This window comes from Pseudomonas granadensis, from assembly GCF_900105485.1.
Classification (GTDB): domain Bacteria; phylum Pseudomonadota; class Gammaproteobacteria; order Pseudomonadales; family Pseudomonadaceae; genus Aquipseudomonas; species Aquipseudomonas granadensis.
This window is the reverse complement of sequence record NZ_LT629778.1, coordinates 4,540,885-4,565,544: the sequence shown is the minus strand read 5'-3', so window position 1 is coordinate 4,565,544 and position 24,660 is coordinate 4,540,885. Positions and strand designations below refer to the sequence as shown.

The 24,660-nt window shown below is 60.9% G+C and carries 27 protein-coding genes; 11 read left to right on the top strand and 16 right to left on the bottom strand.

Annotation, left to right across the window (positions count from 1 at the left end):
- The first annotated feature begins 16 nt into the window (after positions 1-16).
- The 6 genes from hemA (at position 17) to BLU52_RS20165 (ending at position 5,375) form a co-directional block, all read left to right on the top strand.
- On the top strand, positions 17-1,303 hold the full coding sequence (gene hemA / locus BLU52_RS20190; protein WP_090286241.1) for a glutamyl-tRNA reductase: 1,287 nt from the start codon (positions 17-19) through the stop codon (positions 1,301-1,303).
- Positions 1,300-2,382, top strand: a complete 1,083-nt coding sequence (prfA, locus tag BLU52_RS20185; protein ID WP_090286239.1) for a peptide chain release factor 1 — start codon at positions 1,300-1,302, stop codon at positions 2,380-2,382. The genes hemA and prfA overlap by 4 nt, the downstream gene beginning before the upstream one ends.
- Positions 2,383-3,213 carry a peptide chain release factor N(5)-glutamine methyltransferase gene (prmC, locus tag BLU52_RS20180; RefSeq protein WP_090286237.1) on the top strand — a complete coding sequence of 277 codons (831 nt, stop codon included), beginning with the start codon at positions 2,383-2,385 and terminating at the stop codon, positions 3,211-3,213.
- Positions 3,207-3,962 (top strand): molybdopterin-synthase adenylyltransferase MoeB, encoded by a 756-nt coding sequence (locus BLU52_RS20175; protein ID WP_090286235.1) that lies wholly within the window; start codon positions 3,207-3,209, stop codon positions 3,960-3,962. The genes prmC and BLU52_RS20175 overlap by 7 nt, the downstream gene beginning before the upstream one ends.
- The gene (gene murI / locus BLU52_RS20170; protein WP_090286233.1) at positions 3,955-4,746 is read left to right on the top strand and encodes a glutamate racemase; all 792 of its coding nucleotides are present in this window, start codon (positions 3,955-3,957) and stop codon (positions 4,744-4,746) included. The genes BLU52_RS20175 and murI overlap by 8 nt, the downstream gene beginning before the upstream one ends.
- A gap of 110 nt (positions 4,747-4,856) precedes the next feature.
- Positions 4,857-5,375, top strand: coding sequence for an acyloxyacyl hydrolase (locus BLU52_RS20165; protein ID WP_090286231.1), 519 nt, complete (start codon positions 4,857-4,859; stop codon positions 5,373-5,375).
- Positions 5,376-5,504: 129 nt separating this feature from the next.
- Here the strand turns inward: BLU52_RS20165 and BLU52_RS20160 are convergent, their stop codons facing one another.
- From BLU52_RS20160 to BLU52_RS20105, 12 genes are all read right to left on the bottom strand, one after another.
- Positions 5,505-5,810, bottom strand: coding sequence for a YkgJ family cysteine cluster protein (locus BLU52_RS20160; protein ID WP_090286229.1), 306 nt, complete (start codon positions 5,808-5,810; stop codon positions 5,505-5,507).
- Between the two features lie 52 nt (positions 5,811-5,862).
- Positions 5,863-6,354, bottom strand: coding sequence for a DUF2878 domain-containing protein (locus BLU52_RS20155; RefSeq protein ID WP_090286227.1), 492 nt, complete (start codon positions 6,352-6,354; stop codon positions 5,863-5,865).
- Positions 6,347-7,612 carry an SAM-dependent methyltransferase gene (locus BLU52_RS20150; RefSeq protein WP_090286225.1) on the bottom strand — a complete coding sequence of 422 codons (1,266 nt, stop codon included), beginning with the start codon at positions 7,610-7,612 and terminating at the stop codon, positions 6,347-6,349. The genes BLU52_RS20155 and BLU52_RS20150 overlap by 8 nt, the downstream gene beginning before the upstream one ends.
- Complete coding sequence (locus tag BLU52_RS20145; RefSeq protein ID WP_090286224.1) at positions 7,599-8,414, bottom strand: DUF1365 domain-containing protein; 816 nt, start codon at positions 8,412-8,414, stop codon at positions 7,599-7,601. The genes BLU52_RS20150 and BLU52_RS20145 overlap by 14 nt, the downstream gene beginning before the upstream one ends.
- Complete coding sequence (locus BLU52_RS20140; protein ID WP_090286222.1) at positions 8,411-9,658, bottom strand: NAD(P)/FAD-dependent oxidoreductase; 1,248 nt, start codon at positions 9,656-9,658, stop codon at positions 8,411-8,413. The genes BLU52_RS20145 and BLU52_RS20140 overlap by 4 nt, the downstream gene beginning before the upstream one ends.
- Positions 9,655-10,437, bottom strand: coding sequence for an SDR family NAD(P)-dependent oxidoreductase (locus tag BLU52_RS20135; protein WP_090286220.1), 783 nt, complete (start codon positions 10,435-10,437; stop codon positions 9,655-9,657). Before BLU52_RS20135 ends, BLU52_RS20140 begins: the two co-directional genes overlap by 4 nt.
- Positions 10,434-10,856: a nuclear transport factor 2 family protein gene (locus BLU52_RS20130; protein WP_090286218.1), complete on the bottom strand. Its 423-nt coding sequence runs from the start codon at positions 10,854-10,856 to the stop codon at positions 10,434-10,436. The genes BLU52_RS20135 and BLU52_RS20130 overlap by 4 nt, the downstream gene beginning before the upstream one ends.
- Positions 10,849-12,294: a deoxyribodipyrimidine photo-lyase gene (gene phrB, locus BLU52_RS20125; protein ID WP_197677991.1), complete on the bottom strand. Its 1,446-nt coding sequence runs from the start codon at positions 12,292-12,294 to the stop codon at positions 10,849-10,851. The genes BLU52_RS20130 and phrB overlap by 8 nt, the downstream gene beginning before the upstream one ends.
- A gap of 21 nt (positions 12,295-12,315) precedes the next feature.
- Positions 12,316-13,257, bottom strand: a complete 942-nt coding sequence (locus BLU52_RS20120) for a MerR family transcriptional regulator (RefSeq protein ID WP_090286214.1) — start codon at positions 13,255-13,257, stop codon at positions 12,316-12,318.
- Positions 13,257-14,219 (bottom strand): YbgA family protein, encoded by a 963-nt coding sequence (locus BLU52_RS20115; RefSeq protein ID WP_090286212.1) that lies wholly within the window; start codon positions 14,217-14,219, stop codon positions 13,257-13,259. The genes BLU52_RS20120 and BLU52_RS20115 overlap by 1 nt, the downstream gene beginning before the upstream one ends.
- A 780-nt stretch (positions 14,220-14,999) precedes the next feature.
- Positions 15,000-15,215, bottom strand: a complete 216-nt coding sequence (locus BLU52_RS20110) for a TIGR02450 family Trp-rich protein (protein ID WP_090286210.1) — start codon at positions 15,213-15,215, stop codon at positions 15,000-15,002.
- On the bottom strand, positions 15,212-16,198 hold the full coding sequence (locus BLU52_RS20105) for an NAD(P)/FAD-dependent oxidoreductase (protein ID WP_090286208.1): 987 nt from the start codon (positions 16,196-16,198) through the stop codon (positions 15,212-15,214). Before BLU52_RS20105 ends, BLU52_RS20110 begins: the two co-directional genes overlap by 4 nt.
- A 197-nt stretch (positions 16,199-16,395) precedes the next feature.
- On the opposite strand from BLU52_RS20105, the gene BLU52_RS20100 reads away from it, so the two are divergent.
- Together BLU52_RS20100 and hemH are read left to right on the top strand one after the other, a co-directional pair.
- Positions 16,396-17,298, top strand: a complete 903-nt coding sequence (locus tag BLU52_RS20100) for a TIGR01777 family oxidoreductase (protein WP_090286205.1) — start codon at positions 16,396-16,398, stop codon at positions 17,296-17,298.
- Positions 17,299-17,311: 13 nt separating this feature from the next.
- Positions 17,312-18,337 (top strand): ferrochelatase, encoded by a 1,026-nt coding sequence (hemH, locus tag BLU52_RS20095; RefSeq protein WP_090286203.1) that lies wholly within the window; start codon positions 17,312-17,314, stop codon positions 18,335-18,337.
- A gap of 128 nt (positions 18,338-18,465) precedes the next feature.
- On the opposite strand, the gene BLU52_RS20090 is transcribed toward hemH, so the two are convergent.
- The gene (locus BLU52_RS20090) at positions 18,466-19,740 is read right to left on the bottom strand and encodes a uracil-xanthine permease family protein (RefSeq protein ID WP_090286201.1); all 1,275 of its coding nucleotides are present in this window, start codon (positions 19,738-19,740) and stop codon (positions 18,466-18,468) included.
- Positions 19,741-19,742: 2 nt separating this feature from the next.
- Positions 19,743-20,381 carry a uracil phosphoribosyltransferase gene (gene upp, locus BLU52_RS20085; protein ID WP_090286199.1) on the bottom strand — a complete coding sequence of 213 codons (639 nt, stop codon included), beginning with the start codon at positions 20,379-20,381 and terminating at the stop codon, positions 19,743-19,745.
- Positions 20,382-20,545: 164 nt separating this feature from the next.
- Here upp and BLU52_RS20080 point away from each other — a divergent pair, with 164 nt between their 5' ends.
- The 3 genes from BLU52_RS20080 (at position 20,546) to BLU52_RS20070 (ending at position 22,113) form a co-directional block, all read left to right on the top strand.
- Positions 20,546-21,103, top strand: a complete 558-nt coding sequence (locus BLU52_RS20080) for a hypoxanthine-guanine phosphoribosyltransferase (RefSeq protein ID WP_090286198.1) — start codon at positions 20,546-20,548, stop codon at positions 21,101-21,103.
- Positions 21,104-21,282: 179 nt separating this feature from the next.
- Positions 21,283-21,762 carry a hypothetical protein gene (locus tag BLU52_RS20075; protein ID WP_090286197.1) on the top strand — a complete coding sequence of 160 codons (480 nt, stop codon included), beginning with the start codon at positions 21,283-21,285 and terminating at the stop codon, positions 21,760-21,762.
- A gap of 63 nt (positions 21,763-21,825) precedes the next feature.
- Positions 21,826-22,113, top strand: coding sequence for a PA4642 family protein (locus BLU52_RS20070; RefSeq protein WP_090286195.1), 288 nt, complete (start codon positions 21,826-21,828; stop codon positions 22,111-22,113).
- A gap of 77 nt (positions 22,114-22,190) precedes the next feature.
- On the opposite strand, the gene mqo is transcribed toward BLU52_RS20070, so the two are convergent.
- Complete coding sequence (gene mqo / locus BLU52_RS20065) at positions 22,191-23,699, bottom strand: malate dehydrogenase (quinone) (RefSeq protein ID WP_090286193.1); 1,509 nt, start codon at positions 23,697-23,699, stop codon at positions 22,191-22,193.
- Between the two features lie 707 nt (positions 23,700-24,406).
- The gene (locus tag BLU52_RS20060) at positions 24,407-24,640 is read right to left on the bottom strand and encodes a hypothetical protein (RefSeq protein WP_090286191.1); all 234 of its coding nucleotides are present in this window, start codon (positions 24,638-24,640) and stop codon (positions 24,407-24,409) included.
- Positions 24,641-24,660: the final 20 nt, after the last annotated feature.

The following is a 24,660-nucleotide window of genomic DNA, read 5'->3' as shown; positions in this document are numbered from 1 at the left end:
CCACCAGCGACCTTGAATGGCCTTCCTTGCACTCGGTATCAACCACAAGACTGCTTCCGTAGACGTCCGCGAGCGCGTGGCCTTTACGCCAGAACAGCTGGTGGAGGCCTTGCAGCAGCTCTGCCGACTGACCGACAGCCGCGAAGCCGCGATCCTCTCCACCTGCAATCGCAGTGAACTTTATATAGAACAGGATCAGTTGTCGGCGGATATCGTGCTGCGCTGGCTGGCCGATTATCACAAGCTCAGTCTCGACGAGCTGCGCGCCAGTGCTTATGTGCATGAAGACGATGCGGCCGTTCGTCACATGATGCGCGTCGCCTCCGGGCTCGATTCACTGGTGCTGGGTGAGCCACAGATTCTCGGGCAGATGAAGTCGGCCTACGCCGTTGCCCGCGAGGCCGGCACCATTGGCCCGCTGCTGGGACGGCTGTTTCAGGCCACCTTCAATGCCGCCAAGCAGGTGCGCACCGACACCGCGATCGGCGAAAACCCGGTGTCGGTGGCGTTTGCCGCGGTCAGCCTGGCCAAGCAGATTTTCAGCGACTTGCAACGCAGCCAGGCCTTGCTGATCGGCGCCGGCGAGACCATTACCCTGGTCGCCCGTCATTTGCATGAGCTGGGGGTCAAGCGCATCGTCGTTGCCAACCGTACGCTGGAACGTGCCAGCCTGTTGGCTGAACAGTTCGGTGCCCACGCGGTGCTGCTGTCGGATATTCCGGCGGAGCTGGTGCGCAGCGATATCGTCATCAGCTCGACCGCCAGTCAGTTGCCAATCCTCGGCAAAGGCGCGGTCGAGAGTGCGCTTAAGCTGCGCAAGCACAAACCGATTTTCATGGTCGATATCGCGGTTCCCCGCGATATCGAGCCGGAAGTCGGCGAGTTGGACGACGTTTACTTGTACAGCGTCGATGACCTGCACGAAGTGGTCGCCGAAAACCTCAAGAGCCGCCAGGGCGCAGCGCAGGCGGCAGAAGAAATGGTGTCGGTCGGCGCCGACGATTTCATGGTGCGCCTGCGCGAACTCGCGGCAGTCGACGTGCTCAAGGCCTATCGTCAACAGAGCGAACGCTTGCGCGACGAAGAGCTGCAAAAGGCCCTGCGCCTGCTCGCCAACGGCGCCAATGCCGAAGATGTGCTCGGGCAATTGGCCCGTGGCCTGACCAACAAATTGCTGCATGCGCCCAGCGTGCAGTTGAAAAAGCTGTCTGCCGAAGGCCGCCTCGATGCGCTGGCCATGGCCCAGGAACTCTTTGCCCTTGAGGGCTCACCGGATAGTTTTTCGGATAAAAAACCGCAATGAAAGCGTCACTGCTCAACAAGCTGGATACCCTCCAGGACCGTTTCGAGGAACTGACCGCGCTGCTCGGCGACGCTGAAGTCATTTCCGATCAGACGAAGTTTCGCGCCTATTCCAAGGAATACGCCGAACTCGAGCCGGTCGTGCAGGCTTATAAAAAGCTGCTCGGCGTACAAAGCGATCTTGAAGGCGCACAGGCGCTGCTCAAGGACAACGACCCGGACATGCGCGAAATGGCCGTGGAAGAAGTCCGCGAAGCCAAGGAATTGCTGATTACCCTCGAATCCGACCTGCAGCGCATGTTGCTGCCCAAGGACCCCAACGATGGCCGCAACGTGTTCCTCGAAATTCGCGCCGGCACCGGTGGCGACGAGGCGGCGATCTTCTCCGGCGACCTGTTTCGCATGTACTCGCGTTACGCCGAACGCCGTGGCTGGCGCGTGGAGATCCTCTCGGAAAACGAAGGCGAACACGGCGGCTATAAAGAAGTCATCGCGCGCATTGAAGGCGACAACGTTTACGGCAAGCTGAAATTCGAGTCCGGGGCGCACCGCGTACAGCGCGTACCGGCCACCGAATCCCAGGGCCGTATCCATACTTCTGCGTGCACCGTGGCGGTATTGCCAGAGCCGGACGAGCGCGAAGCCATCGAAATCAACCCGGCGGATTTGCGCGTCGACACGTACCGCTCCTCCGGCGCCGGGGGGCAGCACGTCAACACCACCGACTCGGCGATCCGCATCACCCACATACCGACCGGCACTGTGGTCGAGTGCCAGGAAGAACGTTCCCAGCACAAGAACCGTGCGCGGGCGATGGCGTGGCTGTCGGCCAAACTCAATGATCAGCAAAACGCTGCGGCGGCCAACGCGATCGCCAGCGAGCGCAAATTGCTGGTCGGTTCCGGCGATCGTTCCGAGCGCATCCGCACCTACAACTATGCGCAGGGCCGGGTCACCGACCATCGCGTCAACCTGACCCTGTATTCGCTGGATGAAATTCTCGCCGGTGGCGTGGACGCGGTGATCGAACCGTTGCTGGCCGAATACCAAGCGGATCAGCTCGCGGCGATAGGTGAATAAATGACCATTATCGCCAGCCTGTTGCGCGCCGCCGAACTGCCGGATTCGCCGACGGCGCGTCTGGACGCCGAATTGCTCCTCGCCGCAGCGCTGGGCAAATCGCGCAGTTTTCTGCACACCTGGCCCGAGCGCATCGTCCCGAGCGAAGCGGCGCTGACCTTTGCCGAGTATCTGCAACGACGCCGTGGCGGCGAGCCGGTGGCCTACATTCTCGGCCAGCAGGGCTTCTGGAAACTCGATCTGGAAGTGGCACCGCACACGCTGATCCCGCGCCCCGACACTGAATTGCTGGTGGAAGCGGCGTTGGAACTGCTGCCCGCGACCCCGGCGAAAGTGCTCGACCTCGGCACCGGCAGCGGTGCCATCGCCTTGGCCCTGGCCAGCGAGCGCCCGGCGTGGCGAGTGACGGCGGTGGATCGCGTGCTCGAAGCCGTCGCGTTGGCCGAACGTAATCGCCAGCGCCTGCACTTGAACAACGCTACAGTGCTGAGCAGCCACTGGTTCAGTGCGCTGGCCGGTCAGCGTTTTCAGTTGATCATCAGCAACCCGCCGTACATCGCCGCCGCCGATCCGCATCTGGTCGAAGGCGATGTGCGCTTCGAGCCGGCCAGTGCGCTGGTCGCCGGTGAAGACGGTCTCGACGATCTGCGTTTGATCGTCGCCCAGGCGCCGGATCATCTCGAAGCCGGTGGCTGGCTGATGCTCGAACATGGCTATGATCAGGCCGAAGCCGTGCGCGATCTGCTGCTGACGCGCAGTTTTACCGAGGTTCACAGCCGCACCGATCTGGGCGGCCATCAACGCATCAGTCTGGGGCGCCTGCCGTGCTGAATGATCAGGAATTGCTGCGCTACAGCCGGCAGATTCTGCTGCAACACATCGACATCGACGGGCAACTGAAGCTCAAGGACAGTCGCGTATTGATCGTCGGCCTCGGCGGTCTCGGCGCACCGGTGGCGCTGTATCTGGCCGCTGCCGGTGTCGGTGCATTGCATCTGGCCGATTTCGATACCGTCGACCTGACCAACCTGCAACGGCAGATCATTCATGACACCGACAGTGTCGGCATGAGCAAGGTCGATTCGGCGCTCAAGCGCCTGGGTGCGATCAATCCGGAGATTCAGCTGATTGCCCACCGTCAGGCGCTCGACGAGAGTTCTCTGGCAGTCGCAGTGACGGCGGTGGATCTGGTCCTCGACTGTTCGGATAACTTTTCCACCCGCGAGGCGGTCAATGCGGCGTGCGTTGCGGCGGATAAACCGCTGGTCAGCGGCGCGGCGATTCGCCTGGAAGGGCAGTTGTCGGTGTTCGACCCGCGGCGTGCCGAGAGCCCTTGTTATCACTGCCTGTACGGGCATGGCAGCGAAGCCGAATTGACCTGCAGCGAGGCGGGCGTGGTCGGGCCTCTGGTCGGTCTGGTCGGTAGCCTGCAAGCACTTGAAGCGCTGAAGATGCTGGTTGGTTTCGGCGAGCCGCTGGTAGGGCGCTTGCTACTGATCGATGCGCTCGGTTCGCGTTTCCGCGAATTGCGCGTCAAGCGCGATCCGGGTTGCAGTGTCTGTGGTTCGCGCCATGCGTGAAGCGCCGATCGGCGTGTTCGATTCCGGCGTCGGCGGCTTGTCGGTACTGGCTGAAATCCAGCGCTTGCTGCCCAATGAATCGCTGCTCTATGTTGGCGATTGCGGGCACATTCCCTACGGTGAGAAAACTCCGGAATTCATCCGCCAGCGCTGCAGCGCGATGGCCGGGTTTTTCCGCGAGCAGGGCGCCAAGGCCCTGGTGCTGGCTTGCAACACTGCAACCGTGGCCGGTGTGGCCGATCTGCGCCGGGATTTTCCCGAGTGGCCGATTGTCGGCATGGAACCGGCGGTCAAACCTGCCGCCGCCGCGACCCGCAGCGGTGTGGTCGGCGTGCTGGCGACTACGGGCACCTTGCAGAGCGCCAAGTTCGCCGCGCTGCTCGATCGCTTCGCCGCCGACGTGAAAGTCATCACCCAGCCGTGCCCGGGGCTGGTCGAGCTGATTGAAGACGGTGAGCTGCACAGCCCGCAATTGCGCGTGTTATTGCAAGGTTACGTCGCGCCATTATTGGCTCAGGGCTGCGACACGATTATTCTCGGCTGTACGCATTATCCTTTCCTGAAGCCGCTGCTAAAGACGATGATCGGCGACGATATCAGCCTGATCGACACCGGCGCGGCGGTGGCCCGGCAACTGCAACGGTTGCTGGGTGAACGTGATCTGCTTGCCGCAGGCCCATGCCAGCCTGTGAAGTTCTGGACCAGTGCCGATCCGCTGTCCTTCAGAAAAATCCTGCCGCTGCTGGGCCAATCCGCCGCAGATGTGCAAAACTTCGACTTGTAAAAAAAATGTGAAATAACTCGAAATAAGCTGAACTTCTTTTCGAGCGCAGATTTCTATAGCGACAGCAGCACTAAAAACCAAACGATCGTTCCGGAAAAGGAAGTTTCAAAGTGAAGCGACTATTCTGCTTGGCCGCGATTGCGGCCGCACTGATGGGGCAAAGCATTTCTGCACAAGCCGCTGGCGTTGAATTCGCCGTTGGCGGTACCAGCGACTCGACCATGACCTATCGTCTGGGCATGAATTTCGACTGGGACAAGAGCTGGCTACAGAGCGACGTGGGTCGCCTGACCGGCTACTGGAGTGGCGCTTACACTTATTGGGAAGGTGACAAGACTTCCAGCAACAACAGCCTGTCGTTCTCGCCTGTTTTCGTTTATGAGTTTGCCGGCCAGTCGGTCAAACCGTACGTTGAAGCGGGTATCGGTGCGGCGTTTTTCTCTAACACCGAATACGAAGACAACAAAATCGGCGGTTCCTTCCAGTTCGAAGACCGCATCGGTTTCGGCCTGCGTTTCAATGGCGGGCATGAAGTCGGGATTCGTGCGACGCACTATTCCAACGCCGGCCTGTCCAGCGACAACGATGGTGTAGAGAGTTACGCACTGCATTACACGATGCCGCTGTAACCGCTACGCAGCTCCCCTTGCAGGAGTGAGCCTGCTCGCGATAGCGGAGTGTCAGTCAAACAATTTTCGGCTGACACTCCGCTATCGCGAGCAGGCTCACTCCTGCATTGGTTTGTGGTGTTTGAAAAATCAGCGGTAGGCCGTGGCGATGCCGCGCCGTTCCTCAATGCACTCCGGTGCACCCATTTCGAATTCGCGGCAGATCAGCGGGCGTTTTTCGTAGATCGTGCACATCATGCTGTCGCGATCCAGCGCTGCGCACCAGCCGTCGTCCAGACGCAGCATCACTTCGCCGCCCCACTCATCGGTATCGATAAAACGTTCAGGCACGCCCGTGTCGGTGATCAGCATGACTTCGAGCTGGCAACAGCAGGCTGCGCAGGTCGAGCAAGTGACCGCCGGTTCGGCGATTTGTTGATGAGGGATGGTTTTCATGGCGCCAGTGTAAGGCAGCTGTCGCTGTGCGTGTGAAAGCGCTGACAGACGCTCACTGCGCCAGGCGCCGGGCCATCGCGTGCAGCAGCGGAAACACCAATGCCCAAAGCACACCGATGCCAATCAGTGTGGGCCAATCGCCGTAGGGAAATTGCACCCCGGCCAGGCGCCCGCCCGCGTAATAGGACAGTGCACCGCCAACCGCGCCCAACGCACTGGCCAGCCACCACGGCCGAGCACTCCATTGCAGACAATGGCGCAACGTTGTCGCGAGCAATGCCCAGAGCAACATCAGCCACAACGGAATCAGCGGCGACTCGTCGCTGAACTCGAACACTCCCAACGCGCGCAGAACACTGTCCAGCGCCGTGCCGACAATCACCACGCTGAGCACCAGCCGGCCCTCGGCCGCCCAACTGCTGAGCCAGCGCAAATGAATCACCAACACCGCCAATGCCAGCAGCAACCACAGACTGTTGCCGCCCATCACGCAGGTCAGCCAGCCGAGCTGGAACAGTACCGCGTTGGCGACATTTTTAAGCATCGAAGCGTCCGAGCAGCGGCGCAGTGATCGCCGCCGGTTTTGCCAGCAGCAGTTGCGCCGTGCCAATCGCGCGCTCGAGGAAACCGCCCTCGCAGTAGCACAGATAGAACTCCCACAAACGCAGGAAATAATCGTCATAGCCCAGCTCGGTCAAGCGACCGTGGGCCTGGCGAAAGTTTTCATGCCACAGGCGCAGGGTCCGCGCGTAGTGGAGGCCGAAATCTTCCATGTGCAACAGGTTCATGTCGGTGTCGCGGCTGACCACATCGAGCATCTTCTGCACGCTGGGCAAGGCGCCGCCGGGGAAGATGTAGCGCTGGATGAAATCGACATTGCGGCACGCCTGTTCGTAGCGCTGTTCACGAATGGTGATGGCCTGGATCAGCATCAGCCCGTTGCTCTTGAGCAACTGCGCGCACTGCTTGAAGTAGGTCGGCAGGAAACGATGGCCGACCGCTTCGATCATCTCGATCGACACCAGTTTGTCGTACTGCCCGGTGAGGTCGCGATAGTCCTGCAACAGCAGCGTGACGCGATCTTGCAGGCCGAGTTGTTCGATGCGTTGCGCGGTGAATGCGTACTGCTCTTTCGACAGGGTCGTGGTGGTCACGCGGCAGCCGTAATGCTGCGCCGCATACAGCGCCATGCTGCCCCAACCGGTGCCGATCTCCAGCAAGTGATCGCCGGGTTGCAGGGCAAGCTTCTGGCAGATGCGCTGCAATTTGTTCAGTTGCGCCTGCTCGAGGCTGTCCTCGGGGCGCAGGAATTGCCCGGCCGAGTACATCATGGTCGGGTCGAGAAACTGCTCGAAAAGGTCGTTGCCCAAATCGTAGTGCGCGGCGATGTTTTTCTGCGAGCCCTTGCGCGTGTTGCGATTGAGCCAGTGCAAGCCTTGCACCAACGGCCGACTGATACGCGCCAGGCCACCCTCCATTGCATCGAGCACGTCGAGGTTGCTGACGAACACGCGCACTACCGCGGTCAGATCCGGCGAACTCCAGTAGCCGTGAATGAACGCCTCGCCCGCGCCAATCGAACCGTTGCCGGCGACCATGCCCCAGAGTGCCGGATCGTTGACGTGAATTTCCCCCAGCAGCGTGCTGCCCGGAGTGCCGAACAGCAGACGTTCGCCATCCTCGACCACCAGCAGTTGTCCGTGTTTAAGCAGGCTCAATTGGCGCAAGACGCCACGGCGCAACAGCGAACCGGTCAAACCGTTGGTGCTGAGCCAGCCGGCCGACAGACTAGAGGATTTCATGGCGGTGCTCCTTGGGAGACACAGTGGCGGTTTGAAAGCTGCCGTCGGCAGTCTGGTGGGAGAAAATCGGCGCGCGCTTGAGCAACAGGCGCAGCGCCTGCCAATAAATGGCCAAAGCGGTTTTTGCAGTCATCCACGGAAAGCGTCGCAGGTAGCGATGCAGGTTCTGTCGGTCAAGGCGTTCGCGTTGCAGGTTGAGCGTGGCGTCGAACAGTTTCTGTTCGCCCTGCCAGTCGGCCATGTGCACGCCGAGGTTTTGCGCGGCGGGGCTGAAGCTCATGCGGTATTCGAGATCGCGCGGCAAAAACGGTGACACGTGAAAAGCCTTGGCCACGGCGAAGTGCTGATGAAAATCGCCCAGGCTCTGCGGTGCGCGCGCCGGCAGCACATAGTGATAGCGCTCGCGCCACGGCGTGTTGGTCACTTCGCAGACAATCGCCGCCAGTTGCCCGTCCGCCTCATGGCAATAAAAGAAACTCACCGGATTGAACGACAAGCCCCAACTGCGCACCTGGGTCAGCAGGCAGATCGAACCTTGCGGCTCATGCCCGATGGCCGCGCCGACCTGTTGGCGCACCGCATCGATCAGGCGCATGCCCTGGCCGGTGAAGGCCTTGAGGTAGTCGGTCTCGCGGAAGGAAAACGGCGCGAAGCGACTGCGCCCGGCCAGCGGCGACAGGGCGAGAACTGCGTCCTGCTCGCTCAGATCGAGATACAGCAAGCCGATGCGGTAGCGGAATTCATGGCGACGCGGCGAGAAGCGCCGGTGGCCGATCCAGCCGCTGTACAGGGCGCTGTTCACAGGGTTTCCCCGAACGCGGCGGCCACGCGCAACCCGCTGACCACACCGTCCTCGTGAAAACCGTTGGCCCAATAGGCGCCGCAATAATGCGTGTGCTGCGCGCCGTCCAGTTCGCCCCAGCGCTGCTGTGCCGCCACCGCGTTGAGGCTGAATTGCGGGTGCGCGTAGGTGTAACGGGCGAGCACCTTGTCCGGACTGATGCCGGCGCTCTGATTGAGGCTCACGCAAAACGTGGTGTCGCTTTGAATGCCCTGGAGAATGTTCATGTCGTAGGTGACGGCGGCGTGCGTGTGGCCGGCGCCGCTGAGCCGGTAGTTCCAGCTCGCCCACGCCAGTTTGCGTGTCGGCAGCAGGCGCGTGTCGGTGTGCAGCACCACTTCATTGTCGGCGTAGGGCAGGGCGCCGAGGATCGCCCGTTCGGCGTCGCTCGGCGTCGCCAGCAGTTTCAGCGCCTGATCGCTGTGGCAGGCGAACACCACGCGGTCGAAGTGTTCGATGCCGGCCGGGCTGTGGGTGACCACACCGTGGGTGTCGCGATCGACTCGAGTCACCGCACAATTGGTGCGAATCCGTTCCTTGAACGAAGCGGTCAGCGGCGCGATGTAAGCGCTCGAGCCACCCTCGATGACTTGCCATTGCGGACGGTCGCTGACCGACAGCAGTCCATGATTCTTGAAAAAACGTACAAAGAACTGCAGCGGGAAGTTGAGCATTTCCGCCATCGACATCGACCAGATCGCCGAACCCATCGGCACGATGTAATGCAGGATGAAACGCTCACCGTAGCCGCCGGCCTTGAGGTATTCGTCCAGCGTGGTATCGGCGGCGATGCGCAGTTCGAGCAGGTCGCGCTGGGCTTCTTTGTTGAAGCGCAGAATGTCCCGCAACATGCCCCAGAACCCCGGCGACAACAGATTGCTGCGCTGGGCGAAAAGGCTGTTGAGATTGTTGCCGTTGTATTCCAGACCTGTGTCGGGATCGTTCACCGAGAAGCTCATCTCGGTCGGTTTGAACGCCACCCCAAGTTGCCCGAGCAAGCGGATGAAGTTCGGGTACGTCCAGTCGTTGAACACGATGAAACCGGTGTCCACCGCATAGTCACGCCCGTCGACCGTCACCGGCACGGTATGCGTGTGGCCGCCAACCCAGTCGCTGGCCTCGAACACCGTGATGTCGTGGCGGCGATTGAGCAGGTAGGCGCAGGTCAGCCCGGCGATGCCGCTGCCGATAATGGCGATTTTCATGTCGGGTCCGTCAATGGCGGAGATTTGCGCACCATGCGTTTGCCGATCGCCAGTTGCACACGCGACGGCAGCTTCGACAGCGGCCACAGGGCCGCCATGAACAGCGCCGGGAAGGCTATCTCCAGCGGCCGGTCCTTGAGCTTGGCGAAGATGTGCCGCGCGGCCTTATCCACAGGCCAGCTCAGCGGCATGGGGAAATCGTTTTTCGCGGTGAGCGGCGTTTCGACGAATCCGGGGCTGACCACGGTGACTTCGATGCCTTCGTCGGCCAGATCAATGCGCAGTGATTCGAACAGATAACGCAGGCCAGCCTTCGACGCGCCATAGGCTTCGGCGCGTGGCAGCGGCAGATAAGTCACTGAACTGGCGACACCGACCAGATGCGGCGCGGTGCCTTTGCGCAGCAGCGGCAGGGCGGCTTCGATGCAGTAGCTGCTGGCGAGCAGATTGGTGCGCACCACATGCTCGATGATCGATGAGTCGAACTGTTTCGCGTCGACATATTCACAGGTGCCGGCATTGAGGATCACCGAATCCAGCGAGCCCCAGTCTTGGGTAATCTGCTCACCGATTTCACGCACGGTCTGGCTGTTGGTCAGGTCGCCCGGCACCACCAGCACTTGTCCCGGATAGCGTTGCGACAAGACTTTCAGCGGCGCGATCTGCCGCGAGCTGACCGCCAGGTGCGCACCGGTTTTCAGAATTTCCTCAGCCAGTGCCGCGCCGATGCCACTGCTGGCACCGGTCAGCCAATAACGCCGTGGAGGTGTAAGGCTCATCCCATTCTCCTTTTTAGCCAGGCGATGACCCGGCCCAATACGGGTAAATGCTCATACAGCAGCGCCCCGGCATCGAAATAATCCCGATGGCGATAAACCTTGTCGTGCCACAGCAAATGCGAGCAGCCGCTGACGCGAATCACTTGCCCGCTCGCCAGACGCGGGTGGCGATAACTCATGACCCAACGCAAGTAGCCTTCGCCCTCAGCGATCTGGTCGTAACCGTGAAAATCGAAGCGCAGCTCGCTGACGTTGGCGTACAGCTCGTTAAAGTAATCGCGCAATTGCTGCAAACCCTGCACTTCGTGCAGCGGGTCGGTGAAATGAATGTCGTGGCTGTACAGCTCGCCGAGGCGGTCCAGGTTGTCTTTGTTCAAGGTGGAAAATTGCCCGGCGAAGCGGTACAGGAACTCACTCATCATGGCCTCCGGCTGGCAGGCGCGACGGCAGGTTCTTGAACGCGGCCAGGGCACGCTCGCGCGAGGTGCTCAGATTGACGATCGGCGCCGGGTAATCCGCCACGCCGAACAAGCCGCCGAGTTTGGCCGGGTTGTGCACGTCTTTTTTGTTCAGACCGGCCAGCTCTGGCAGCCAGTGCTTGATGAACAGGCCTTCGCTGTCGAATTTCTCCGACTGGCTCAGCGGATTGAAAATCCGGAAGTACGGTGCCGAGTCGGTGCCGGTTGAGGAGCTCCACTGCCAGCCACCGTTGTTCGCCGCCAGATCGCCATCGATCAGATGACGCATGAAAAAGCGCTCGCCTTCGCGCCAGTCGATCAGCAGGTTCTTGGTCAGGAACATCGCCACGACCATGCGCAGACGATTGTGCATCCAGCCGGTTTCAAGCAATTGGCGCATCGCCGCGTCGATGATCGGCAGGCCGGTGCGCGCCTCTTGCCAGGCGGCCAGTTCGGCCGGCGCATCACGCCAGGCCAGTGCTTCGGTTTCCGGGCGAAACGCGCGGTGGCGCGAGACCCGCGGATAACCAACCAGAATGTGTTTGTAGAATTCGCGCCAGAGCAGCTCATTGATCCAGGTGACCGCACCGACCTTGCCGCTTTCGAATTCGCCCTGATTGCTGTGCAGAGCCGCATGCAGGCACTGACGCGGGGAGATCACCCCGGCCGCCAGATAAGCTGAGAGCTGGCTGGTGCCGGGTTTCGCCGGGAAGTCACGCTCGCTCTGGTAATAGTCGATTTGCGCGTCGGTGAAGCTGTCGAGACGCCGGCGGGCTTCGTCTTCACCGGCCGGCCACAGCGCTCGCAGGGTTTGGCTCGGGGTGGCGAACCCCTTGATCGATGCGGGAACCGGATCACTGTCGACGTGCAGCGCGGCTTGTTTGCCGGGTGCCTTGACCAGCGACGGCAACGAGCGGTGCAGGCGTTCGTAACAGACCTTGCGAAACTGGCTGAACACCTGAAAGTACGTCTCGGTCTTGGTCAGCACGGTGCCGGGTTTGAACAGCAACTGATCGAGGTAGCTATGGAATTCGATGCCTGCGGCTTTCAGGGTTTGGCGGACGGCGGCATCGCGGCGACTTTCATGGACACCGTATTCCTCGTTGACGTGGACTGCCTGAATTCCGAGCTCCTTGCACAGTTTCAGCAGTTGCGCTGGCGCCTGATCCCAATGCGTCGCGGTGCGAATCAGCAGAGGAATATTCAGCGCGGCGAGGCTTTGGCTCAGGACGGTGAGGTTGCGCAACCAGAAATCGACCTTGCACGGCGCATCGTCATGTTCCTGCCATTGCTGTGGGCTCAGCAGGTACACGGCCACCGTCGGCCCGCGCGCAGCGGCGGCGGCCAGGGCAGTGTTGTCATGTAGGCGCAAGTCGCAGCGCAGCCAGATCAATTGCATGTCGGAACTCACCGCGTCCATTTAAATCAATCCACGCTGAACCAGTGCCTGGTGGGCCAGAAGCACGTCTTCTGCCAGGAGCACATCAGTCATGTCGGAGGTTTTTACGGACAACTCGGCGTGGTGGATGCATACCGTTGGTCCGACGATCATTTTCGGGCAGTCGATGCCATTGAGCAGCTTCGGCAACTGCGCAAGGTTCATGGCTTTGCTGGAATACAGCAGTACGCCACGGGCCTGCAGGTGTTCCACCGCCAGTGCCAGTTCGGCGGCGGGCAGCGGCCAGTCGAACACTTGCACCGGACAATCGGCACTGCTGATCAGCCAGGCGCATAGCCACAGATGCGGTTCCAGTGGCAGGTCGGAATGGTTGATCAACAACAGCGGCGCGCCGTGGAACTGGCGGTTGTTATGGTAGATGCGCGTGCCGAATTTGCTGCGCAGCCAGGAATAAAAGAACACCCGTTCCATCTGTGCGCCGAACTGGCCCTGCCAGCGCTGCTCCAGTTCTGTCAGCAGGGGCAGCAGCAGTTGCTCGCACAGGGTGCGCGGCGGGTACAACGCCATGGCCTGATTGATGCTGTCGTCGAGCAAGCGCTCGTTGAGTTGGGTGACGGCCGTCATCAGCGTCTGGTGCAGTTGCTGCCAATCGTTCTCTACCGTTTCGCTGTACGCCTGTGGCGTGTCGAGCAACGGCTTGACCTGACTGACCGCGACGCCGCGGTTGAGCCAGGTGAGAATTGCCAGAATGCGCTGCACATGTTCAGCCGAATACAGGCGATGGCCCTTGGGCGTGCGCTGCGGCACGACCAGCCCGTAGCGGCGCTCCCAGGCGCGCAAGGTGATGGCGTTGACGCCGGTCTGCCGCGCCACTTCACGGATTGGCAGCCAGCCCTCGTCCAGGGCCTTTTTGAAGTCGGCGCCGAGATCTTCCTGGGCGCTGCTGTCGGTTTTTTCGTTCATTAGATAGCGTTTCGCAGACTGAGGTTTTCCGGGTGCGGTTGCAGGTAAACCTGTTGCGCAATGTACGGATCCGGATGGAGACGAAAGTGATGCTTGAGCAGGGTCAGCGGCACCACCAGCGGCACAATGCCCTGGCGGTACTGGCCAATGACGTGCTGCATTTCTTTTTTGTCTTCGGCGCTCAGCGATTGTTTCAAATAACCGCTGATGTGCAGCAAGACGTTGCAGTGGGTGCCACGGGTCGCGCATTTCTTCAGGGCGGCCATCAGCTCGCTGAAGTAGCGCGGGCCGAGTTCGGCCGGATCGCTGTCGGCCATGCTGCCCAGCAGTTTGCCGAGGGCTTTGTATTGCAGCGGGTTGTGCGCCATCAGCAGGTATTTGTAGCGCGAGTGGAATTCGGTCAGGACACGACGGCTCAGGCCTTGTGCAAGCACTTGTTGCCAGGCGCTGTAGGCGAGTACCCGGGTGATGAAGTTTTCGCGCAGCACCGGGTCGTTCAGGCGTCCGGCTTCTTCCACAGGCAGGTCAGGGTGCTCGGCGCAGAAGGCCTGGGCGTAAATGCCGCGACCGCCGCCGTTCACCGGGGCGCCGTTGGCGTGGTAGACCTTGACTCGCTCGAGGCCGCAGGACGGTGATTGCTGCATGAAGATGTAGCCGCAGAGGTCGTTGAGTTCGGCGGCCATCTGTTTGCCATATTCAGCCAGTGGGGCGGTGACGTTGATCGCCGGGTTTACGGTGCCGACGGCTTGTGGCTGTTCGGGGTCGCCGACCAGGCGGATCGGTTCGCGGGGAATGCCCATGCCGATGGCGACTTCGGGGCACAGCGGGGTGAAGTCGAAGTATTCGGTGAGGGTGCGGCTGCACAGGCGCGATTCCTTGTGTCCGCCGTTGTAGCGCACTTCGGCGCCGAGCAGGCAGGCGCTGATGGCGATTTTTGGCTTGGACGTGGGGGTAGCGGACATGGGCACCTCGCGATCTATACCTGTACAGTGGGTTTTGTCTGTACAACTTTTTGTCAGCATAGATGGGTTGGTGTACAAGTCAAATAGTTTGTACAAGATTTTTGGGTTGGAATGGTGGTATTGGTTTTTCTGTGGGACCGAGCTTGCGCGCGAAGGCTTCGGGTCGGGCTATGATTTTGTGTATATATTCGTTGCTGCGGTAACGGCTGCTTAAGGTTCCGCCCTTACGGCGGGTCACCTTTTTCAAACGCCAAAAAGGTAACCCAAAACGCTTGCTCCTGCGTTCGGCCCTCGCAAGCTCGGGTCCCTTCGCTCCGGGACTGATCCGGGCGCAGCGGCTACGGTTTGCTTCGCTGCACCTCCTTCCGCTGTGTACGACTTCGTCGTACGGTCGCTGCGCTCCCACGCCCGGATCAATCCCTCCACTCAGCCTTCCGACGTCGCCGGTGACGCAAGATCAAGATCAAGAGCACGCGAGCTAACGCTCATTGTTGAGTGGTTAGAAGCGCCGCATGGCTTGGGATCTTCAGTGGATTCGCCCCTCACCCCAGCCCTCTCCCGAGGGAGAGGGAGCCGATTTGTCGGCCGTTCAGAATCTGCATTCGACTCGGTATTGCACGTCGGCGCACTTCTCCCAAACAACTCGGTCCGTCCCCTCTCCCTCCGGGAGAGGGCTAGGGTGAGGGTTGGCTTTTGGCTGTGTCCGTGAAAGTGGCTACCAAGCTGATTTGCAGGACGAGCGGGTTATCGTCCATCGCCCGCAGGCTGGCTCCCACAGGTTTATTTCCAGCCCTGAATCCACTGCTCGGCATTCTTCAGCGCTCGCCATTCCATCCGCTCACTGCGTTTGGTCAGCACGGCCTGCATTTCGATTTCCAGTACGGTGCCTTCTTCGTCGCGAAACAGTTCGGTGACGAGGAAGTGCTTTTCGCGGTGTTGTGGCTGGGCTGCTGTCCATTTCGACAGCAGCAGTTTGCTCGGGTTGAGGCGGTTCATTGCAAGTGCTCGTGCAGGCGGCGGGCGGCTTCCTGGCCGCTGAGCCAGGCGCCTTCGACGCGGCCGGAGAGGCACCAGTCGCCGCAGGCGTAGAGGCCGAGGTCGGCGTCGGCGAGGGTGCCCCATTCGTGGCCGGTGGCCGGGCGGGCGTAGAGCCAGCGGTGGGCGAGGCTGAAGGTGGGGGCGGGCATGGCGCTGTGCAGGAGTTCGGCGAAGGCGCCATGCAGATGTTCGATCACCGCTTCCTTGGACAGGTCGATGTGTTGCCGGCTCCAGGCGCTGGTGGCGTGCAGGACCCAGGTGTCGAGGGTGGTGTCGCGTCCGGGTTTGCTGCGGTTGCGGGCCAGCCAGTCGAGTGGGCTGTCCTGCACGAAGCAGCCTTCGATCGGGGTGTCCAATGGGGTTTCGAAGGCGAGGGCGACGGCCCAGGTCGGGTCCATTTTGACCCCGGCGGCGGCCGCGGCGAGTTTCGGTGCGGCGGCGAGCAGGGCGGTGGCTTGCGGCGCTGGTGTGGCGATGACGACGTGGCTGAACGGGCCGTGGGTAAAGCCCTCGGCGTCTTGTAAATGCCAGTGTTGTTCGCCACGAAACACTTCGGTGATGCGGCAGGCGAACTGCACGTTCAGGCCGTCGAGCAGGCCACGGGTGATGGCGCTCATGCGAGGTGCGCCGACCCAGCGGGTCTGCTCGTCCGGGGACATGTTCAGTTGCCCGCCCTGATACGAATAGAGCTGTGGCGCCCATTCGGCGACCCAGCCCTGGCTTTGCCAGCGTTGTACTTCAGTGACGAAGCGGCGGTCGCGGGCGGTGAAGTATTGCGCGCCGAGGTCCAGCGAGCCGGCGTCGCTGCGTTTGCTCGACATGCGCCCGCCGCTGCCGCGGCTTTTGTCGAAGAGTTGCACGGTGTGCCCGGCCTCTGTCAGAGCCTGGGCGGCGGAGAGTCCGGCGATGCCGGTGCCGATGATTGCGATAGGTACAGTCATAGGGGCCTCGTTTACCTTTCTGTACAGACTACGCCGTCGATGAAACCTGTACAATTATGTTTTTTGGTATAACTTCTGCCATTCTCGTTTCGTTAGCTTGGCCTATGGTTAAACAATAGAGCCCGCCCGATGGAAAAGATCCCTGCTTATAAAAATAGACTAGTGATCCGGGTTAAATGCCACGCGAGGAAGATGTCATGCACATATTGCTGACCGGCGGTACTGGTTTGATCGGACGTCAGCTCTGCCGTCATTGGCTGGAGCAGGGCCATCGCCTGACGGTGTGGAGTCGCAATCCCGAAACGGTGGCGAAGATCTGTGGCGCGTCGGTGCGTGGCATCGCCCGTCTGGAAGACCTCGGCGAGGAGCCGCTCGACGCGATCGTCAATCTGGCTGGCGCGCCGATTGCCGATCGGCCCTGGACGCACCGGCGCAAGGCGTTGCTGTGGAGCAGTCGGATCAAGCTCACCGAGACCCTGTTGACCTGGCTCGAAACGCGCACGCAAAAACCGGCCTTGCTGATTTCCGGCTCGGCCATCGGCTGGTACGGCGACGGTGGCGAGCGCGAGTTGACTGAAGAGTCGCCGCCGGTGATCGACGATTTTGCCAGTCAGTTGTGCATCGCCTGGGAAGAGACGGCCTTGCGTGCGGAGAACCTGGGTATGCGCGTCGTGCTGGTGCGAACCGGTCTGGTGCTGTCGGCCGAGGGCGGCTTTTTGTCGCGCCTGCTGTTGCCGTTCAAGCTGTGTCTGGGCGGGCCGTTGGGCAACGGGCGGCAGTGGATGCCGTGGATTCATATCAACGACCAAATCGCCCTGATTGATTTTCTTCTGCACCGCGAGCAGGCCAGTGGTCCTTATAATGCCTGCGCGCCGAAACCGGTGCGCAATCGCGAATTTGCGCAGACGCTGGGCAGCGTGTTGCACCGCCCGGCGTTCATGCCGATGCCGACGCTGGCGCTGAAAGTCGGCCTCGGTGAGATGTCATTGTTGTTGCTCGGCGGCCAAAAGGCCATGCCGGTACGCTTGCTGGAAGCGGGTTTCACTTTCCAGTTCACGGATTTACGCGCGGCTCTGGACGATCTCTCCAGCCGCCTCTGAAATAGGACGTTGCATGACCGATCACGCCTTGCTTCTGGTCAACCTGGGTTCCCCGGCCTCGACCTCGGTGGCCGATGTGCGCCGCTACCTCAATCAATTTCTGATGGACCCGTACGTCATCGACCTGCCCTGGCCGGTGCGGCGTCTGCTGGTGTCGCTGATCCTGATCAAACGCCCGGAGCAATCGGCGCATGCCTATGCCTCAATCTGGTGGGAGGAAGGGTCGCCGCTGGTGGTGCTCAGCCAGCGTCTGCAACAGCAGATGACCCAGACCTGGAAGCATGGCCCGGTCGACCTGGCGATGCGTTATGGCGAGCCGTCGATCGAAACCTGCCTGCTGCGCCTGGTGAAGGCCGGGCACAAGAAGATCACCCTGGCGCCGCTGTATCCGCAGTTCGCCGACAGCACCACCACCACGGTGATCGAAGAAGCCCGACGCGTTTTGCGCGAGCACAAGCTCGATGTGCAGCTGTCGATCCTGCAGCCGTTTTACGACCAGCCGGAATACATCGATGCGCTGGTAGCCAGCGCTCGCCCGCATTTGCAGCAGGATTTCGATCACTTGCTGCTGAGCTTCCACGGCTTGCCGGAGCGGCATCTGACCAAGCTCGATCCGAGTGGCAATCACTGCTTGAAAGGCGCCGATTGCTGCCAGACCGCGTCGCCGACGGTGCTGGCGACCTGTTATCGCGCGCAGTGCTTCCGTACCGCCGCCGAGTTCGCCAAAAGCATGGGGCTGGCGGACGGCAAGTGGTCGGTGTCGTTTCAGTCGCGATTGGGGCGGGCAAAGTGGATCGAGCCGTACACCGAAGCGCGGCTGGACGAGTTGGCAAAAAGCGGCGTGAAAAAGATTCTGGTGATGTGCCCGGCATTCGTTGCCGACTGCATCGAGACGCTGGAAGAAATCGGCGATCGCGGCAAGGAGCAGTTCCGCGAAGCGGGGGGCGAGGAGCTGGTGCTGGTGCCCTGCCTGAACGACGACCCGCAATGGGCCAAGGCCTTGGCAACGCTTTGCGAACGCGCGCCGCTGGCCCTCTAAAAGCATCGCCAGCAGGCTGGCTCCCACACTGGATCTGCTGTGTTCACAAAAGCTGTGGCATCAGAGATCAAATGTGGGAGCCAGCCTGCTGGCGATAACGGTGTGTCAGGCGCTGCAGATCTGTAGGTTTAGATCAGCGGCTCATCCGCTTTCTTCTGCTTCCAGCCATCATTACCCGGCAGGATCAGGTTCAGCGCAATCGCCACCACCGCGCACAGCGCGATGCCTTTGAGGCCGAAGTCATCCGGACCGGTGCCGGTGCCGACCAGCACACCGCCAATACCGAACACCAGCGTCACCGAGACGATCACCAGATTGCGCGCTTCGCCCAGGTCGATCTTGTGACGGATCAGGGTGTTCATCCCTACCGCCGCGATCGAGCCGAACAACAGGCACAGAATCCCGCCCATCACCGGCACCGGAATGCTTTGCAGCAGCGCGCCGAACTTGCCGATGAACGCCAGGGTGATGGCGAAGATCGCCGCCCAGGTCATGATTTTCGGGTTGTAGTTCTTGGTCAGCATCACCGCGCCGGTCACTTCGGCGTAGGTGGTGTTGGGCGGACCGCCGAACAGGCCGGCAGCGGTGGTGGCGATGCCGTCACCGAGCAGGGTGCGATGCAGGCCCGGCTTCTTCAGGTAGTCGCGGCCGGTCACGCTGCCGACCGCAATCACCCCGCCGATGTGCTCAATCGCCGGCGCCAGGGCCACCGGAACGATGAACAGGATCGCCTGCCAGTTGAACTCCGGCGCGGTGAAGTGCGGCAGGGCGAACCAGGGCGCCGCTGCAATCTTCGCGGTGTCGACCACGCCGAAATAGAACGACATGGCAAAACCCACCAGCACCCCGGAAATGATCGGCACCAGACGAAAGATGCCTTTGCCGAACACCGCCACGATCAACGTGGTCAGCAGGGCCGGCATCGAAATCAGCATGGCGGTCTGGTAGGGAATCAATTCAGAACCATCGCCAGCCTTGCCCATCGCCATGTTCGCGGCAATCGGCGCCATGGCCAGGCCGATCGAGATGATCACCGGACCGATCACCACCGGCGGCAGCAGACGGTCAATGAACCCGGTGCCTTTGATCTTCACGGCCAGGCCGAGGAAGGTGTAGACGAAACCGGCCGCCATCACCCCGCCCATGGTCGCGGCGAGGCCGAACTGGCCCTTGGCGAGAATGATCGGGGTAATGAAGGCGAAGCTCGACGCCAGAAACACCGGCACCTGACGTCCGGTGACGATCTGGAACAGGATCGTGCCCAGACCGGCGGTAAACAGTGCCACGTTCGGGTCCAGGCCCGTGATCAGCGGCATCAGCACCAGCGCGCCGAAGGCCACGAACAGCATCTGCGCGCCGGACAGCACCGTGCGCCAGAGCGGATCGTTGAACTCTTGCTGCATGCTTACGCGTCCTTCTGCTTGGTGCCGAAAATCTTGTCACCGGCGTCGCCAAGCCCAGGAATGATGTAGCCATGCTCGTTCAAGCGTTCATCGATGGACGCGGTGTAGATGGTCACGTCCGGGTGCGCCTTTTCGACGGCGGCGATGCCTTCTGGCGCGGCGACCAGGACCATGGCGCGAATGTCGCGGCAACCGGCTTTTTTCAGCAGGTCGATGGTCGCGACCATGGAACTGCCGGTGGCGAGCATCGGGTCAATGATCATCGCCAGACGTTCGTCGATTTCCGGCACCAGTTTTTCCAGATAGGTGTGCGCTTGCAGGGTTTCTTCGTTGCGGGCAACACCGACAGCCGAAACCTTGGCACCCGGAATCAGGCTGAGCACGCCTTCGAGCATGCCGATGCCGGCGCGCAGGATCGGCACGACGGTGATTTTCTTGCCGGCGATCTTTTCCACCGACACGGTGCCGCACCAGCCGGCGATATCGTAGGATTCAAGCGGCAAATCTTTTGTAGCTTCATAGGTCAACAGGGCGCCGACTTCCTGAGCGAGCTCACGGAAATTCTTGGTGCTGATGTCAGCGCGGCGCATCAGGCCGAGTTTATGGCGGATCAGCGGATGGCGGATCTCGAGAATGGGCATGGAAAAACTCCGGCGGCGGGCAAAAAAACCGGCCTAGATTAATCTATCCGAGGGTGATGTCCTATAGGACATACAGTACGTTAGTCCATAAAGGCTTGATTCAGCCGTTGCGGATGCGTACCTTTGCCCGCTTTTCCGAATCCGAAGCCCCCCTGGAGAGCGCCATGTCCGCTGATCTCGAGCATATCCGTCAAGTCATGCGAGAGGCTGACTGCCTGTACACCGAAGCTGAAGTCGAAGCGGCCATCGCCCGTGTCGGTGCACAAATCAACGAACAACTGGCGGACACCAACCCGGTGGTGTTCTGCGTGATGAACGGCGGCCTGATTTTCTCCGGCAAACTGCTGACGCATCTGCAGTTCCCGCTGGAAGCGTCCTACCTGCACGCCACCCGTTATCGCAATGAAACCAGCGGCGGCGACCTGTTCTGGAAAGCCAAGCCGGAAGTCTCGTTCATTGACCGCGACGTGCTGATCATCGACGACATCCTCGACGAAGGTCACACCCTGGGCGCGATCATCGACTTCTGCAAACATGCCGGCGCGCGCAAAGTGCACACCGCCGTGCTGATCGACAAGGACCACGACCGCAAGGCGCGTCCTGACCTGAAAGCCGATTTCGTCGGCCTGCCGTGCATCGACCGCTACATCTTCGGTTACGGCATGGACTACAAGGGTTACTGGCGCAACGCCAACGGGATCTACGCCGTCAAGGGCATGTAAGCTCCGGCACAACCCCTTGTAGGAGTGAGCCTGCTCGCGATAGCGGTCTGTCAGCCACATTGATGTTGGCTGATACGACGCTATCGCGAGCAGGCTCACTCCTACAGTTGTTTTTGTGTGTGCTGATCCATCCGCGACACCCATGCTAGAGTGCTCGGCCCCGCCCCTCGGAGTCTGTCATGCGCCTCTTGTCCCGCAGCCTTGCCGCGCTGTTGCTGTCCCTCAGCCTGCCGTTGTCCGCCGCGCCGATGCACAGTCAATTCCTGCCGCCCGACGATCTGACCGTGCGCGATGCCGAACCCGAGCAGCAACAACTGATGCAGGTCAGCGAATACTCGGTGGTGGTCGGTGCGCAACGCCAATCCAACCAGCAGCCGATTCCGGTCACCTCGTCGTTGTTGATCCGCCTCAAAGGCAAGTCGCTGAACAAGGGCGCAACCATCAGTCAGGTGCTGGTGAGTTTCGACGGCGAAAGCAAGAGCCTGAAAAAACCGGCCTACGACGACAAGAGCAAAACCCTGACGCTGTTTTATCCGCTCGCCCAGTACCGTGTGGTGATGGATTTGCTGCGCAACGACACCGTGTATGTGCAGTTCCTCAGTTACGCCAATGGCCATATCTGGGCGGATTTGCACACCGGTGCGGTGCGATCGCGTTGAGCAGGGCGGCCGGGCAGGGGTAAACTGCCCGCCCCGTGTCATGTCTGCGAGCTGGAGTCGGCAATGCGTAAAGATAAGAAACAAGTGATTGGTGACGAGATCGGCGATGAGCAGATCAAGCTGTTCCTCGATTTTGAGCCCGTCGACGCCACTTCGCCGTCGCTGCACAAACTGATCAAGGCGTATCGCGGTCTGCGTGTTGACGACTTCGAGCGCTTTCTGGGCTTCTTCGTCGCGGCCGGTTACGACGTTGATGGCAAGGACGAGCAGGGCAATACTTTCGTCGAGCGGATCGCCGATCAGCGCAATGCCGCTGAATACATCGAGCTGATCGACAAGGCTCGTGGCTGAGGCATTCGAGACATTTGCCAGGGCATAAAAAAACGCCCCGCACTCAGTGAGTACGGGGCGTTTTTTATGCGGCGAGATCAAGCGTAGCTTGGCGTCTCGCTGTTTTCTTCTACCAGTTCCAGCGCGATGTTGTTCTGCGTGTTGATCTTGCGATACAGCGCAGCATCGGTTTCCAGGACTTTCTCACGGGCCGGGAAGATCTCGGCCAGTTTGCCGGCCCATTCGCCTTTGGCTTTGTCCGCGAAGCACTTCTCGATCAGTTCCAGCATGATCGAAACGGTCACCGACGCGCCTGGCGAAGCGCCGAGCAGGGCGGCGAGGGAGCCGTCCTTCGCAGCAACCAGCTCGGTACCGAATTGCAGGATGCCGCCCTTTTTCGGGTCCTTTTTGATGATCTGCACCCGTTGGCCGGCCACTTCCAGGCGCCAGTCTTCGGCTTTCGCCTGCGGGTAGAAACGGCGCAGGGAATCCAGGCGCTGCTCCATCGATTGCATCACTTCACTGACCAGGTACTTGGTCAGGTCCATGTTGTTTTTCGCCACCGCCAGCATCGGCCCGATGTTGCCGGCGCGCACCGACAGCGGCAGGTCCATGAAGGAACCGTGCTTGAGGAATTTGGTGGTGAAACCGGCGTATGGCCCGAACAGCAGGGATTTCTTGCCGTCGACCACACGGGTGTCGAGGTGTGGCACCGACATCGGTGGCGAACCCACAGCCGCCTGGCTGTAGACCTTGGCCTGATGCTGCTTGACCACTTCCGGGTTGTCGCAACGCAGCCACTGGCCGCTGATCGGGAAGCCGCCGAAGCCTTTGCTTTCTTCGATGCCCGAAGCCTGCAGCAATGGCAGCGCCGCGCCGCCAGCACCGAGGAAGACGAATTTGGCGTCGACTTCGCGGGTGTTGCCGTTGTTGACGTCCTTGATGCTGACGGTCCAGCCGTTGCCGTTACGCTTCAGGCCGGTGACGCGCTTGCAGTATTTGACCTGGGTGTCCGGGGCGCTGGTCAGGTGCTTGAGCAACTGATTGGTCAGGGCGCCGAAGTTGACGTCGGTGCCGTTCATCACACGGGTCGCGGCGAGGACTTCGTCCGGCGAACGGCCCGGCATCATCAGCGGCATCCACTCGGCCATCTTGCCTTTGTCTTCGGTGTATTCCATGTCGGCAAAGGCGTGGTGCTTGCTCAGCACGTTGAAGCGTTCCTTGAGGAACGACACACCGCTGTCGCCCTGAACGAAGCTCAGGTGCGGCACCGGGCTGATGAAGGATTTGCACGAGCCGAAGGTGCCTTTCTTGGTCAGGTACGACCAGAACTGTTTCGACACCTCGAACTGGGTGTTGATGTGCACGGCTTTCTTGATGTCGACGCTGCCATCGGCAGCCTGCGGCGTGTAGTTCAGCTCACACAGACCCGCGTGGCCGGTACCGGCGTTGTTCCAGGGGTTGGAACTCTCGGCGGCACCGGAATCCATCAGCTCGACGACTTCCAGCTTGATCGCGGGGTCGAGCTCTTTGAGCAGTACGGCCAGGGTGGCGCTCATGATGCCGGCCCCTACCAGAACTACGTCGACTGCTTCGTTATGCGCCATTTAACGCGTCTCCAAAATCTGCAGCACCAAATTGTCGGCATGGCTGCCAGGCGTTCCGGGACAGGTCAGTGGTGTCCGGGCTATCCGTGGTCAGGTTTGCCATGTCCGAATCTTCGCAATTTTTCGCAACTTCGACGGATGCGTGCGGCCTGGCTTCAAGGGTTCCATGAACTCATTTCTGCGCAGGGCTGGCAATTCGACTTATGGTCGAGACATCCGTTTTGTGCAACCAAATCCGTAGCGGACAGGCTTCAGGCTCCGGTATTCGAGGTATACCCGGTCCTGTGTCGTTGGGCTGTTTCAGACGCTAATGGTGCATGTTCAGACGCAAAACTATTCATTTGCTCGCCACACTCTTGTGAAGTTGTGAAAACCCGTTTTTTTCACGCTCTTTTGAAGACGTGAACCTCAAAAAAGGGCTGCCTTGGCCTGGCACCTGCCCGCAAAGGGCAAAAACACGCGGTGGCCGAGCGTCATGACAGCTCTGCAGATTCGCGAAAAGCGGGTTTTTGCCGGAAGAACAGGCAAGCGCGCCAACTTCACTCGATCTGTGTGGGCGGCTCTCTGTGGGCGATTTTGGGTGTCGATGCATGCGCATTGACGCTGTTGCGGGGCCCGATCAGGAGACGTCCTTATAATCGGGGGGAGATTGTAGCGAAGAAATGCGCGCAGTTGCTCGTGTTTAATGACTTTTATTAGGCATCCGGTCAGATGCTCAACATCGCCTGGACCCGCGTGCGAGGCTGCGACGCTATGACGCGGGCGCTGGCCGGCAGTGGCTGGTGCAACCAGTTGAGGCGGATTTCTTCGATTTCCACCCAACCATCGCCCATCGGTTGCAGGCTGCACTGCTTGAAGGCCTGACAGTGGCCATTGCGGTCGAGCAGTGCAAAGCAGCGATGCAGCGGGCGGGGGGCGAACAACGAGATCAGATAACGCATGGCTGAGTACCTTGTTGGGG

Bases quoted from the DNA above. Each gene is read 5' to 3' on its own strand.
- hemA (WP_090286241.1), top strand. From the start codon at position 17: ATGGCCTTCCTTGCACTCGGTATCAACCACAAGACTGCTTCCGTAGAC.
- prfA (WP_090286239.1), top strand. From the start codon at position 1,300: ATGAAAGCGTCACTGCTCAACAAGCTGGATACCCTCCAGGACCGTTTC.
- prmC (WP_090286237.1), top strand. From the start codon at position 2,383: ATGACCATTATCGCCAGCCTGTTGCGCGCCGCCGAACTGCCGGATTCG.
- murI (WP_090286233.1), top strand. From the start codon at position 3,955: ATGCGTGAAGCGCCGATCGGCGTGTTCGATTCCGGCGTCGGCGGCTTG.
- BLU52_RS20160 (WP_090286229.1), bottom strand. From the start codon at position 5,810: ATGAAAACCATCCCTCATCAACAAATCGCCGAACCGGCGGTCACTTGC.
- BLU52_RS20155 (WP_090286227.1), bottom strand. From the start codon at position 6,354: ATGCTTAAAAATGTCGCCAACGCGGTACTGTTCCAGCTCGGCTGGCTG.
- BLU52_RS20150 (WP_090286225.1), bottom strand. From the start codon at position 7,612: ATGAAATCCTCTAGTCTGTCGGCCGGCTGGCTCAGCACCAACGGTTTG.
- BLU52_RS20140 (WP_090286222.1), bottom strand. From the start codon at position 9,658: ATGAAAATCGCCATTATCGGCAGCGGCATCGCCGGGCTGACCTGCGCC.
- BLU52_RS20135 (WP_090286220.1), bottom strand. From the start codon at position 10,437: ATGAGCCTTACACCTCCACGGCGTTATTGGCTGACCGGTGCCAGCAGT.
- BLU52_RS20130 (WP_090286218.1), bottom strand. From the start codon at position 10,856: ATGAGTGAGTTCCTGTACCGCTTCGCCGGGCAATTTTCCACCTTGAAC.
- phrB (WP_197677991.1), bottom strand. From the start codon at position 12,294: ATGCAATTGATCTGGCTGCGCTGCGACTTGCGCCTACATGACAACACT.
- BLU52_RS20120 (WP_090286214.1), bottom strand. From the start codon at position 13,257: ATGAACGAAAAAACCGACAGCAGCGCCCAGGAAGATCTCGGCGCCGAC.
- BLU52_RS20115 (WP_090286212.1), bottom strand. From the start codon at position 14,219: ATGTCCGCTACCCCCACGTCCAAGCCAAAAATCGCCATCAGCGCCTGC.
- BLU52_RS20110 (WP_090286210.1), bottom strand. From the start codon at position 15,215: ATGAACCGCCTCAACCCGAGCAAACTGCTGCTGTCGAAATGGACAGCA.
- BLU52_RS20105 (WP_090286208.1), bottom strand. From the start codon at position 16,198: ATGACTGTACCTATCGCAATCATCGGCACCGGCATCGCCGGACTCTCC.
- BLU52_RS20100 (WP_090286205.1), top strand. From the start codon at position 16,396: ATGCACATATTGCTGACCGGCGGTACTGGTTTGATCGGACGTCAGCTC.
- hemH (WP_090286203.1), top strand. From the start codon at position 17,312: ATGACCGATCACGCCTTGCTTCTGGTCAACCTGGGTTCCCCGGCCTCG.
- BLU52_RS20090 (WP_090286201.1), bottom strand. From the start codon at position 19,740: ATGCAGCAAGAGTTCAACGATCCGCTCTGGCGCACGGTGCTGTCCGGC.
- upp (WP_090286199.1), bottom strand. From the start codon at position 20,381: ATGCCCATTCTCGAGATCCGCCATCCGCTGATCCGCCATAAACTCGGC.
- BLU52_RS20080 (WP_090286198.1), top strand. From the start codon at position 20,546: ATGTCCGCTGATCTCGAGCATATCCGTCAAGTCATGCGAGAGGCTGAC.
- BLU52_RS20075 (WP_090286197.1), top strand. From the start codon at position 21,283: ATGCGCCTCTTGTCCCGCAGCCTTGCCGCGCTGTTGCTGTCCCTCAGC.
- BLU52_RS20070 (WP_090286195.1), top strand. From the start codon at position 21,826: ATGCGTAAAGATAAGAAACAAGTGATTGGTGACGAGATCGGCGATGAG.
- mqo (WP_090286193.1), bottom strand. From the start codon at position 23,699: ATGGCGCATAACGAAGCAGTCGACGTAGTTCTGGTAGGGGCCGGCATC.
- BLU52_RS20060 (WP_090286191.1), bottom strand. From the start codon at position 24,640: ATGCGTTATCTGATCTCGTTGTTCGCCCCCCGCCCGCTGCATCGCTGC.